The 12,090-nt window shown below is 67.8% G+C and carries 9 protein-coding genes; 2 read left to right on the forward strand and 7 right to left on the reverse strand.

The features are described 5' to 3' along the window. The first annotated feature begins 167 nt into the window (after positions 1-167). On the forward strand, positions 168-2,282 hold the full coding sequence (locus tag AC1DCJ_RS12380) for a M13 family metallopeptidase (RefSeq protein WP_181406247.1): 2,115 nt from the start codon (positions 168-170) through the stop codon (positions 2,280-2,282). Positions 2,283-2,621: 339 nt separating this feature from the next. Then, a complete protein-coding gene (locus AC1DCJ_RS12385) occupies positions 2,622-4,655 on the forward strand; it encodes a M13 family metallopeptidase (RefSeq protein ID WP_478071083.1) in 2,034 nt (677 codons plus the stop codon). 125 nt (positions 4,656-4,780) lie between these two features. Here AC1DCJ_RS12385 and AC1DCJ_RS12390 read toward each other — a convergent pair whose 3' ends face one another. From AC1DCJ_RS12390 to AC1DCJ_RS12420, 7 genes are all read right to left on the reverse strand, one after another. Continuing rightward, entirely contained in the window at positions 4,781-6,442 is a 1,662-nt protein-coding gene (locus AC1DCJ_RS12390) for an SDR family oxidoreductase (protein WP_478071084.1), read from the reverse strand. A gap of 97 nt (positions 6,443-6,539) precedes the next feature. Next, positions 6,540-7,211 carry a rhomboid family intramembrane serine protease gene (locus AC1DCJ_RS12395; RefSeq protein WP_038687159.1) on the reverse strand — a complete coding sequence of 224 codons (672 nt, stop codon included), beginning with the start codon at positions 7,209-7,211 and terminating at the stop codon, positions 6,540-6,542. Between the two features lie 97 nt (positions 7,212-7,308). After that, the gene (locus AC1DCJ_RS12400; protein WP_478071085.1) at positions 7,309-7,767 is read right to left on the reverse strand and encodes an MGMT family protein; all 459 of its coding nucleotides are present in this window, start codon (positions 7,765-7,767) and stop codon (positions 7,309-7,311) included. Beyond that, positions 7,674-8,594 (reverse strand): DMT family transporter, encoded by a 921-nt coding sequence (locus tag AC1DCJ_RS12405; RefSeq protein WP_313422118.1) that lies wholly within the window; start codon positions 8,592-8,594, stop codon positions 7,674-7,676. Before AC1DCJ_RS12405 ends, AC1DCJ_RS12400 begins: the two co-directional genes overlap by 94 nt. Positions 8,595-8,681: 87 nt before the next feature. Then, entirely contained in the window at positions 8,682-10,037 is a 1,356-nt protein-coding gene (gene gorA, locus AC1DCJ_RS12410) for a glutathione-disulfide reductase (RefSeq protein WP_478071086.1), read from the reverse strand. A 117-nt stretch (positions 10,038-10,154) separates the two neighbouring features. Continuing rightward, positions 10,155-11,414 carry a DUF418 domain-containing protein gene (locus AC1DCJ_RS12415; protein ID WP_478071087.1) on the reverse strand — a complete coding sequence of 420 codons (1,260 nt, stop codon included), beginning with the start codon at positions 11,412-11,414 and terminating at the stop codon, positions 10,155-10,157. A 98-nt stretch (positions 11,415-11,512) separates the two neighbouring features. Continuing rightward, entirely contained in the window at positions 11,513-11,992 is a 480-nt protein-coding gene (locus tag AC1DCJ_RS12420) for an FKBP-type peptidyl-prolyl cis-trans isomerase (RefSeq protein ID WP_128096127.1), read from the reverse strand. Positions 11,993-12,090: the final 98 nt, after the last annotated feature.

Consider the following 12,090-nt stretch of genomic DNA (forward strand, 5'->3'; position numbering starts at 1 on the left):
TCGTCCGGCCGTGCCGAAGGCGGTGACCGGCCCCACGCAGGGGCGGCTTGCCATCGGCCATGACCTTCGACACCCTTGCAGGCCGGGCCAGCGGCGTATCGTCTGGCCCACGGCCCCGCAGGGGCCAGCCCACGCATGACCCATCGGCCTGGAGGCCATTCACAGTGATCGCTCGCACTCCCAAGATTGTTCTGCTGACCCTGGCCGTTTCGGCCGCGCTGGTCGGCTGCGGCAAGAACGAAACCCCGGCTACGGACAGCGCGGCCTCCACCGCCGCACCGGCCACCCCTGCCGCTGCTGCCACCGAGTACAAGCTCGACGACAGCAAGCTGCCCGCCTACAACGCCTTCCACCCGTCCGACCTGGACACCAGCCTGGACGCCTGCAACGCATTCGGCGACTACGTCAACAGCAAGTGGCTGGCCGCCAATGAGATTCCGGCCGACCGCACCAGCTGGGGCGCCTTCACCATCCTGGACGAACGTTCGGTTGCCGTGCAGCACCAGCTCGCCGAGCAGGTCGCGGCGGTGAAGAACCCCAGCGGGATCGAGAAGATCGTCGGTGACTTCTGGGCCACCGGCATGGACGAAGCCAAGATCAACGCGCAGGGCATCGAGCCGATCAAGGCCGACCTGGCCGCCATCGACGCCCTGCAGAGCAAGGACGCCGTCGCCGACTTCCTGCGCAGCAGCGCGGCCAAGGGCGAGAACGTGCTGTTCGGCTTCGGTCCGGAAGCGGACTTCAAGAACTCCAGCATGAACATGGCGTACGCCAGCCAGGGTGGCCTGGGCCTGCCGGACACCACCTACTACACCGACGCCAAGAACGCCGACAAGCTGAAGGCCTACCAGGCACACGTGGCCAAGGTGCTGGAACTGTCCGGCGTTGCCGCCGCCGATGCGGCCAAGCAGGCCGACGATGTGGTGAAGTTCGAAACCCGTCTGGCCAAGGCCTCCAAGTCCAGCGTCGAGCTGTCGCGCGATGTGTCGCTGTACTACAACCCGGTCACCCTGGCCGATGCCGACAAGCTGACCCCGAACTTCAGCTGGACCAAGTTCTTCGAGGCCCAGGGCGTGGCCGCGCCGGAGAAGTTCTCGCTGGCCATTCCGTCCTTCCACCAGGAAGTGAGCAAGGCGCTGGGTGACACCGATCCGTCGGTGTGGCGCGCCTACCTGCGCTTCCACACCGTGGACGGCGCCTCGCCGTACCTGGCCGATGCGTTCGTGGATGAGAACTACGCGTTCTACGGCAAGACCCTGAACGGTCAGAAGGAACAGAAGCCGCGCTGGAAGCGCGTGCTGGGCACCATCGAGAACGACGCCGGCGATGCGTTTGGCCAGCTGTACGTGAAGGTCGCCTTCTCGCCGGAAGCCAAGGCCAAGATGGAAGAACTGGTCAAGAACCTCGCCGCCGCGCTGAAGGAGCGTATCCAGGGTCTGACCTGGATGAGCGACGAGACCAAGGCCAAGGCCATTGCCAAGTGGGAAACCTTCACCCCGAAGATCGGCTACCCGGACAAGTGGCGTGACTGGAACGGCCTGACCACCGGTCGCGACAGCTACCTGGGCAACGTGCGCGCGGCCAACGCGTTCAACTACAAGTGGAGCCTGTCCAAGATCGGCAAGCCGGTGGACAAGACCGAGTGGGGCATGACCCCGCAGACGGTCAACGCCTACTACAACCCGCTGCAGAACGAGATCGTGTTCCCGGCCGCGATCCTGCAGCCGCCGTTCTTCGACCCGAAGGCCGATGATGCGCTCAACTACGGCGGCATCGGTGCGGTGATCGGCCACGAAATGACCCACGGTTACGACGACCAGGGCAGCCGCTTCGGGCCGACCGGCAACTTCGAGAACTGGTGGAACGCGGCGGACACCAAGAACTTCAGCGGCCTGACGGGCAAGCTGGTCAAGCAGTTCGACGGGTACAAGGTGGACGGCCAGGCGGTCAACGGCAAGCTGACCCTGGGCGAGAACATCGCCGATCTGGGCGGCGTGGCAACCGCCTACGACGCGCTGCAGAAGGCCTCGGCCGGCAAGGAAGATCCGAAGATCGACGGCTTCACCCGCGATCAGCGCTTCTACTTCAACTGGGCCACCGTGTGGCGCACCAAGTACACCCCGGAGAACGCCAAGGTCCGCCTGGCCACCGATCCGCACGCCCCGGCGCAGTTCCGCGCCATGGGCGCGCCATCGAACCTGCCGACCTTCGCCGCTGCGTTCCAGTGCAAGGCCGGCTCGCCGATGGTCCGCGCCGGCGACCAGCAGGTCGTGATCTGGTAAACCATCGCGCCACCGCGTGAACCGCTGCAATCAAAGGCCCGGGATTTCCCGGGCCTTTGTTTTTTCCTTTGCAGGTATCGCGATTGGTCAATTGAACACAGCAAGCAGAGCAAAAGCCGCCGGCGTGCGACTGGACTGCATTGGGCCGGTGGGGGTGGGTTTGCGGGACACGCTGCAAGTACGTCCATGTAAGCTCCGTCGCCGCATCCATGCGGCTCAGGGTCCCGCAAACCCACCCCCACCAGCCCTTGGACAACTCCCGGCACGCACGGAAAAGCAAACCTGCCCTGCGTGCTTTCGCTTTTCTTTGGATGCCGACCCACTGTCGAAGGCGGGGGTGTGGGGTTTCGCGGGACCGTTGGGCGCCATGGATGGCGCTCACGAGCCTCCAGGGATGGATTTACGGCGGCCTCCCTGGTCATCGCACACGATGCGCACGCTGCGCCGAAGAAGAAGGCCGCGCGTGCGCCGGCGGTCAGCGCCCAGTGCAGCGACTTCTATGAAGCCAGCAATGGCGCGTGGCTGAAAGCCAATCCCGTGCCGCAGACCGGCGCCACCACCGCCCTTGGGCAGCTGGCCGAGCGTACCCGCCTGCAGCAGCGCGAGCTGCTGGATGCATCCATGAAGACCCCGCAGGGCACCGTGCAGAAGCTGCTCGGCGACTTCTGGGCCAGCGGCCTGGACGAAGCCGCCGTTGAAGCCGACGGCTCCAACCCGATCGCCCCCCTGCTGACCCGCATCAACGCCATCAAGAAGGCCAAGGACGTCCCCGCCTCGATCGCCGCGCTGCACCAGGTCGGCATCCCGGTGGCCTTCAACTTTGCCCCAGACGTGGACCTCAAGGCGCTCGACCGCCACATCGGCTACTTCATGCAGGGTGGCATGGGCCTGCCCGACCCGGCCTTCTACACCCGCACCGACGCCGACACCGTCGCGCTGATGGCCCGCTACCGCGCCTACGTCAAGCAGATCCTGGCCCTCACCGGCACCCCGGCGGCCAAGCTCGACGCCGAAGCGCAGGCCGTCATCGCGCTGGAAACCGAACTGGCGCGCAACGCACAGTCGCTGGCGGGCATCAACAACCCGTTCAACAACTATGCCCCCATCTCCACCAAGGACCTCAACAGCCGCTACCGCAACCTGCAGCTGGATGCGTTCCTCAAGGTCCAGGGCGTCAACGACGACCTCGTCTCGCTGGCCGACCCCGCGCTGTTCAAGCAGCTGGACGGCATGGTCACCCGCATCAAGCCGGACCAGTGGAAGGCCTACCTGCGCTGGCGCGTGGGCGATGCCATGGCCCCGTACCTGTCCAAGGCCTACCGCGATGCCGAGTTCGAATTCCGCGGCCGCGTGATCCGTGGCGAAACCATCGCCCCGGCGCGTTGGGAACAGACCCTGGATGCGATCAACGTCGCCGCCGGCCCGATGCTCGGCCGCGAATATGCCAGCAAGTACCTGTCCGCCGATGATCGTCGCCAGGCGGCAGTCATCGTCGACAAGATCCGCGAAGTGCAGATCGATGCGGTCAAGCGCAGCACTTGGCTCAGCAACGATGCCAAGACCGAAGCGCAGGCCAAGCTGGCCGCGCTGAAGATCGAAATCGGCACCCCGCTGCGCGACCTCGACTACAGCGTGCAGCCGATGGGCCGTGGCAGCTTCGGCGGCAACATGCTGATCGCCTCCACCTGGCGCCACCGCGAAGAAATGAAGCGCATCGGCAAGGGCAACGCCGACCGCCGCTGGGACGTGCTGCCGCAGCAGCCCGCGCTGGCCTATGACATCGCGCAGAACCGCCTGATCGTCACCGCCGCCGTGCTGCAGGGCCCGGTGTTCAACGCCAAGGCCGATGCCGCCGACAAGTTCGGCAGCTTCGGTGCCCTGGTCGCCCACGAACTGACCCGCGCCGTCGACGCCAAGGGCGCGCTGGTGGATGCCAAGGGCGAACTGCGCAGCTGGTGGACCCCGGCCGACAAGACCGCCTGGACCCTGCTCGGCAGCCGCGTGGCCGCCCAGTACAGCGCGTACGACTTCCCGGGCATCAAGGGTGCCAAGGTGAACGGCGAACTGACCCGTGAGGAAAACCTGGCCGACGTGGCGGGCCTGGAACTGGCGTGGGAAGCCTACAAGGCGGTGGAACCGTCGGCCAAGCCGGCTGCCCAGCAGGGCTTCTTCCGCGCATGGGCCGCACTGTGGGCACAGCAGCTGTCGCCGAACGAGGCCGCCCAGCGGCTCACCAGCGACGTGCTGGCCCCGGGCCGCTGGCGCACCAACGGTGCCCTGTCCAACCTGCCGGCATTCGGTGCGACCTTCAGCTGCAAGCCGGGCCAGCCGATGCAGCGCGTGGACAACGACCAGATCAAGGTCTGGCGCTGAGTCCAGCCGCAGGCACGGTCAGGAAAAGGGCGCCTTCGGGCGCCCTTTTTCGTTGCGCGCCGACGTTCGCCGCGGCACCGGCATCCCACCCCGGGCGGTAGAGCCAGGCCACGCATGGCGTGGCGCTACCGTGGGTCCGCCACCAGGCTGCCGCGGTAGCCCACGATCAGGCCGATCCACGGCGCGGCGATCTCCACGTCGAACACGAAGCGCCCGTCGCGCTCTGTCTCGAACGTGTTTCCGCCCGGCAGCAGCGCCTTCGGCAGCGGAATGCCCAGGCACGACCAGCGGCGCGCCACCAGCCGCAGGCAGTCGGCATCGACCACCAGTGCCAGCGCCACATCGACGATGCCGAAGCGCTCCACCAGCAGGTGCGTGTTCCTGCCCTGCCCGCGACGCTGCCACGAGGAAAACCGGCGACCGCCGAAATCGCGGGTCCAGCGCTCGCCGCCACGCTCGGGCGTAAAGCCCACGCTGACCGGCACCGCGCTGGCCGCCGGTGGAAACCCGATCAGCGCCGCCACCATCCGAGCCAGCAAGCCGCGCCCGCGCCGCACCTCGGCGGTGCCGCGCCAGCGCCGTTCGCCCGCGTCGGCATGCAGTGCCTGCACCTGCGCCGGCAACTGCGCGAAGGCACTGCCCAGCACCTGCTGGTACAGGGGCGCGTGCGGGTCCTCGCTGCGGAAGCCGGTGAAGATTGCACGGCCCTCGAACAACCGGTCGTAGTCCGACAACGCCAACGCGTGCGTGGCGGGCCGCGCGCCCTCGGCCGGCGTCTCGCCCGCCAGCAGCTTGCGCACCACCGCCTCGATCGCCATCGACGGAATGTACGGGCCGTCCTCGCCCTCGGCGAGCAGGTGCCAGCTTTCCTCCACCGCCTGGCCACCGCGCATGCCGGCGGCGTGCACGTACATGCCGCCGCGATGCTCGCCGAACTTCATCCGGTTGAGCACCGTGTAGAACAGCGGTGAAAGCGGCACCAGCGATGGCAGGCCGAACCGGGCGCGCGCCCTGGCCAGCAGGTTGAGCACCCGGTGCAGCACTTCCGGCACCGGGCCGGCGCCCATCCAGATATCGGTCAGGGTCGGGTGCTCGGGTGGAATCACCTGCAGGTCCGGCACGTCCACCAGCGAAAAATGCAGGTTGCGCAGCGGTACCTTGCCCGGCACGGCGATGGTGAAGCGGCGGCTCTCGGCCAGCTCGAGCCCGTGCGAAGGCGCGCCGTTGCGCTGCAGCTTCACCGGTGCGCCCGCATACCCCACCACCGCGCGCATCACGTTGAGCCCGATCCCGGCGTACGGCGACGGTGCGATGCCGCCTTCCACCGCCACGATATCCATGCGCCCGGCCATCTCGCGCAGCACCGCGGCGGTCAGCACCGGAAAGCTGCTGACCCCGGACAGCACGAAGATCCCGGCCGCCCTGGCCTGTGCGTCGAACTGCGCCACGCCGAACACGAAATCGGCTGCATCGGCGAAGTCCAGGTAGGGAATACGCGCGCCAATGCAGGCCTCGATCACGCTGTACGGGTGCTCGCCGTAATCCTGGAACGGACCGGAGGCATCCACCAGCAGGTCCGGCCGCTCGGCGTGCAGCAGCGGCGCGATGTGCTGCCGGTCGGCCCGGAGCGGGCGCAGCACCGGCGTGCCCGTGTAGCTGTCGCAGAACGCGGTCGCCGCAGCGAGGTTGCGGCCGCAGATCAGCAGTTCGAGGTCGGCCCGGTCGCCCAGCAGTCGCGCCAGGCGCCCGCCGAACACGCCATACCCCCCCAGGATCAGTATTTTCATGCGCGAAACGTCCTTGCTTCCGTTCAACCCGTTGCCTGGATACGACGAAGGGCACCATGGGTGCCCTTCGCGTGGTGTGCCGCCTGCACGTTCGCTGCTAGCGGACGCTGCGGAGGTGGTTCTTGCGCGGACCGCCGCCCGGCGGGCGCTTGTTGAACGGCGGTTGGCCGCGCCAGTACCGGATCAGCAGCCAGCCAAACAACATGCCGCCCAGGTGCGCGAAGTGGGCCACGCCGGGCTGCCAGCCGGTGGCGCCGAGCATCAGTTCCATTGCGCCGAACACGATCACGAAGGTGCGTGCCTTCATCGGAATCGGCGGGAACAGCAGCATCACCCGCTGGTTCGGGAACAGCATGCCGTAGGCCAGCAGCAGCCCGAACACGCCGCCGGAGGCACCCAGCACGGTGGCCGGGTCGGCCATCATCATGCCCACCAGCAGCTGGCACAGCCCGGCGCCGACGATGCAGACAAGGTAATAGGTCAGGAAGCGTTTCTCGCCCCAGGTCTGTTCCAGCGGCGCGCCGAACATGAAGAGCGCCAGCATGTTGAAGAACAGATGGCCGAAGCCCCCATGCAGGAACCCGTAGGTCAGCAGCTGCCAGGGCTGGAAGTTGCCGCCCGGCGAGAACGGATCGAAGCCATCGCGCAGCGGCTGCAGCATGAACGGCTCGAAGGTGCCGTTGCCCAGCAGGAACGGTTGCTGCAGCAGGAACAGCACGATGTTGGCAATCAACAGTGCCTTGGTGACGGTGGGCAATCGCGGAAACATGAGGGCATCCTTTGGAACCGTGCCCATCATAGCCGCAGCGCCCCGCCCTGGCCGCCTCCTGCGTCGTCGCATTCAACCACCGCACACCGTGGCGATGTCAGCCCGGCCCCCACAGGGACGCGTCCAGGTCGTCACCGGTGCTGCGCGGCATCTGCGTGACCCGCCCGCGCTCGATGGCCACGCCTTCGGCGCGCAGCCGCTGGCTCTGCTCACGCCACCCGTGCGACCCCTCGGGCATGGCGATGCGACCGTCCGAGCGCAGCACCCGATGCCAGGGCAGGTCCGGGTCCTCGTTCATGCCCAGCACGCGCGCGGTGAGCCGCGCCCTGCCCGGCAACCCGGCCTTGGCCGCCACCTGGCCGTAGCCCATGACCTGCCCGCGAGGGATCGCGCGGATCACCGCCAGGATGCGCTCGCGCGTCTGCGCGGCCGCATCGGCCGCCGACGCGGCCTCGGCCGGCTTCACGCGCGTACGCGGCTGACCAGCAGCACCCCGAGCAGCACCAGGGCGGTTCCCAGGATCTGCCAGGGGCCCATGGGTTCGTCGAGCAGCCATAGACTCATCACGATGGTGGATACCGGGCCGAGCATACCCACCTGGGCCGCCAACGACGAGCCGATCCGCTTCACCGCCAGCATGATGGCCAACACCGGCAGCACCGTGCACAGTGTCGCGTTGATCAGCGACAGCCAGTACACCGGGGTCGGTGCCTGCCCCAGCGCGGCCAGCGGATGCAGCACCGCGAAGTGCAGCACGCACAGCACACAGGCCACGCAGCTGGCGTAGGCGGTGAGCCGGATCGCGCCGATCCGCGCCACCACCTGGCCGCTGCCGAACAGGTACAGCGCGTAGCTCAGGGCACTGGCGAACACCAGCGCACTGCCGAGCAGGATGCGCCCTCCCTCCAGCTGCAGGTCATGGCCGAAGGCCAGCAGCACGCCCAGGTAGCTCAGCCCCAGCGCGACCAGCTGCCAGCGCCCGGGACGCTTTTTCAGCAGTACCAGGCTGATCAGCAGCACCAGGGTGGGATTCAGATACAGGATCAGCCGTTCCAGGGTCACGCTGATGTACTGCAGGCCCTGGAAATCGAGCAGGCTGGACAGGTAGTAGCCGGTGAAACCCAGCCACAGCACCCGGCCGCGATCGCCCCATGACAACGCCGTTGCCCGCCGCGCCGACCACACCGCCAGCAGCGCGAACAGCGGGAAGGCCATCAGCATGCGCAGTGCCAGCAGCGTGGTGGCATCCACGCCATGCCGGTAGGCCAGCTTGACGATCACCGCCTTGCCCGAGGCGGCGATGGCACCCACCGCGGCCAGCGCGATGCCGCCGGCAGCAATGCGGGCGGAAGAGGTGGGCAGCGCGGACACAGGTGACGGCATCGGGACGGCAGACGGCCGCACGGGGCGGCCGGAGGATGGGTGGAGAGTGAATTGTCGCACGGTGGGGGAACGCGCGAATGCGCGCGCCTACCGCATCAAAACGATCTCTTCGGCCGAGGTCGGGTGGATCGCCACGGTGTCATCGAACTGGGCCTTGGTCGCGCCCATCTTCACCGCCAGCGCGAAGCCCTGCAGGATCTCGTCGGCAGCTTCACCCAGCAGGTGCACGCCCACCACGCGTTCCTCTTCGCCCACGCAGACCAGCTTGAACAGGCTGCGCTGGGTGCCGTCGGACAGCGCTTCCAGCATCGGGCGGAAGTTGCTGCGGTACACGCGCACGTCGCCATGCTGTTCGCGCGCCTCTTCCTCGCTCAGCCCCACCGCGCCCAGCGCCGGGTGCGAAAACACCACGCTGGCGACGTTGGCATAGTCCATCTTTGCCTGCGGGTTGCCCCCGAACAGGCGGTCCATCAGCTTGCGCGCGGCCGCGATCGCCACCGGCGTCAGCCCGACCTTGCCGGCAATGTCGCCCACCGCGTGCACGCTGGGCACGGCGGTGGTCTGCCACTCGTCGACCTCGACCTCGCCCTTGTCGCCCACCACGATTCCCAGCGCTTCCAGCCCCAGGCCGGCGCTGTTGCCGCGGCGGCCGGTGGCGAAGAACAGCTGGTCGAACACCGCCTCGTGCGGGCCATCGTGGCCGTACGCCACCACCGTCTCGCCCTCACGACGCAGTTCGCGCAGGCGATAGTTGAAATGCACCTGCACGCCCTGGTGACGCAGGTTCTCGGCCAGCTGCGCGGTGAGTTCGGCGTCGAAGCGTTCCAGCAAGCGCTCGCCCCGCACCAGCAACGTGACCTTGCTGCCCAGCGCCTGCAGCAGCCCGGCCAGTTCAACGGCGATATAGCCGCCGCCGACGATGGCCACGCGCGCCGGCGCGCTGCACAGGTTGAAGAAATCATCCGATACCGCGCCCAGTTCCGCGCCGGGAATGTCCGGTCGCTGCGGATGGGCGCCGGTGGCAATCAGGATGTGCGTGGCGCTGATGCGCACCCCATCGCTGCATTCCACCGTATGCGCATCGACCAGCCGGCCCTTGCGCGGCACCCGCACCACGTTGTTCTCGTTCAGGCGCTTGAGATAGCTGGCATGGATGTTGGCGATGTAGGCCTGGCGATGCACCACCAGTTCCTTCCAGTCCAACGCCGGCCGCACCGGCACGTCGAAGCCCATCGCCGCGGCCATGCCGATTTTTGCCGACAGGTCGGCCGCCAGCCACATCGCCTTCTTCGGCACGCAGCCCACGTTGACGCAGGTGCCGCCCAGTTCGCCGGGCTCCAGCATCGCCACGCGCTGCCCATGTTGCGCAGCGCGGAACGCCGCCGCCAGGCCGCCGGAGCCGCCGCCCAGCACGATCAGGTCATAGTCGTAGTGATTGCTCATGGATAGTGCTCGACTCGGTAAGGTGCGCCACACGGTGAAATGCTGTTTTTGTCGCCACCGCGCATGCAGGCCATGAGCATGCCATGTCCGGCTGCGATCCAGCCGTGAGGACGGCGCTCAACGTGGGGTGGGCGCGCGTCGCAACGGTGGCCAGTGCAGGTAGGTCATCGCACGCCACACCCACTCCAGCGGACCGAAGCGGAAATAGCGCAGCCACACCGTGCTGGCCACCACCTGCAGCGCGAACAGCGCCATCGCAAACGGCACCTGGCCGGCACGCGGCATCTGTTCAAAGGCGCCCAGGCCGTAACCGTAGAACACCCACGTACACACCAGCGACTGTGCGATGTACTGGGTCAGCGCCGTCCGCCCCACCGGTGCCAGCCATGCAAGCCGCGCGCGTGCCCGCACGATCCAGGCCAGGTAGCCCAGGCACATCAGCAGCGATGCCACCGAATTCAGCGCGAACGCCGCGCCACTGGCGGCGGTGAAGGTGCCCGGCGCCAGGTAGGGCTGCCAGATCGCGCTGGCCACCATCATGGCCAGCCCGATGGGCAGTGCGCCCCAGCGCAGCCGCCGGTACAGCCGCGCGAAATTGTCCGGCGTGGCCAAGGCACCGCTGCGGGCGAACCAGCTGCCGATCAGGAACATGCCCAGCACTTCCGGGCCCACCACGATGACGGCGCTGAGCTGGGCGAAGAAGTCACTCAGGCGCTGCACCACCGCCTGCAGGTAAGTGCCATGGCCATACGCCTGGCGCTGCATGTCGATGGTGTGCCCGGCCTGGGCCACGGCATCACGCACCTGCGTGCCCGACGGTTCCAGGTGCGCCGACAGGCCCATCAACAGGCCCAGCAGCAGCATCAGCGCTGCCGCGCACAGATAGGTCAGCACGCCCATCGCGGGCAACCAGCGCGTGGGGGCTTCGCGACAGGCCAGCAGAGGCAACGACACCAGCGCGTACACCACCAGGATGTCGCCGGACCAGACCAGCAGCGCGTGGCACAGGCCGATCAGCAGCAGGGCCGCGCTACGCCGCAGGTAGAACGGGGTGAACGCACGCCGGGCCGCGTCCGCGCGCTGGGCCATGATCGCAAAGCCGGCACCGAACAGCAGCGAGAACAGGGTGAAGAACTTGCCTTGCACCAGCACGTAGATGGCCGCGTCAGCGGCGTAGTCCAGGCCGTGCCAGTGCGGGTCGATGCCGGTGAAGGCCAGGTCCAGCGGACCGCTGAAGGCCTCCATGTTCATCAACAGGATGCCCAACAGGGCGAACCCGCGCAGGATGTCCAGCACCGCGATGCGGTCGCCGGCGGCAACCGGCTGCAGAAGGGGGGAAGCAGCGTTCACAGGCACTCCGTCCGGCAAGGCGGTCATTATGCGGCGGCGTGGGCGCCCACGAACGCAACGAGCGGGGCGCACAACGGCAACGGCCCGCCGAAGCGGGCCGTTGGATCAGGCGGGTTGGCCAGCACTCAGTGCTGGTGGCCACCGTCGCCGTGCACGTGGCCGTGCTCGAGTTCCTCGGCGGCCGCTTCACGCACATCGACGATCTCGACCGAGAAGTGCAGGTCCTTGCCGGCCATCGGGTGGTTCAGGTCGACGTCGACCACGCTCATGCCGACCTTTTCAACGGTGACCGCACGCGGGCCGAAGTTGGTCTGCAGCACGACCTGCTGGCCCGGGACCAGCTTGCTGGTGCCGAAATGCTTCTTCGGCACGCGCTGGGTCAGACCCTCGCGGCGTTCGCCGTAGGCATCGGCGGCCTTGACGTCCACCTCGAAGGTGGCGCCGGCTTCCTTGTCCATCATGGCGTTTTCCAGGCCCGGGATGATGTTGCCGTGGCCGATCAGGATCGCCAGCGGATCACGGTCCTTGGAGCTCTCGATCGGCTCCTGGCCCTGCTCGGCAACGGTGTAGTGGAAACGGACGACGCGGTCTTTTTCGATCTTCATGCGCAACTCTGGCTGGTCGCTGCCGATGGCAGACGGGTGGGGCGGGTTGTTCCCCGCCGGATACGCCGCCATCATGACGGCCTTCTGAGGCCGCGCAT

It is taken from the genome of Stenotrophomonas sp. 10N36, assembly GCF_056395005.1.

Excerpts from the sequence above, each read along its gene's own strand:
- AC1DCJ_RS12420 (WP_128096127.1), bottom strand. The coding sequence starts at position 11,992 with ATGAAGATCGAAAAAGACCGCGTCGTCCGTTTCCACTACACCGTTGCC.
- AC1DCJ_RS12400 (WP_478071085.1), bottom strand. The coding sequence starts at position 7,767 with ATGGCTGCTCGACGAACCCATGGGCCCCTGGCAGATCCTGGGAACCGC.
- AC1DCJ_RS12415 (WP_478071087.1), bottom strand. The coding sequence starts at position 11,414 with ATGACCGCCTTGCCGGACGGAGTGCCTGTGAACGCTGCTTCCCCCCTT.
- AC1DCJ_RS12395 (WP_038687159.1), bottom strand. The coding sequence starts at position 7,211 with ATGTTTCCGCGATTGCCCACCGTCACCAAGGCACTGTTGATTGCCAAC.
- AC1DCJ_RS12405 (WP_313422118.1), bottom strand. The coding sequence starts at position 8,594 with ATGCCGTCACCTGTGTCCGCGCTGCCCACCTCTTCCGCCCGCATTGCT.
- gorA (WP_478071086.1), bottom strand. The coding sequence starts at position 10,037 with ATGAGCAATCACTACGACTATGACCTGATCGTGCTGGGCGGCGGCTCC.
- AC1DCJ_RS12390 (WP_478071084.1), bottom strand. The coding sequence starts at position 6,442 with ATGAAAATACTGATCCTGGGGGGGTATGGCGTGTTCGGCGGGCGCCTG.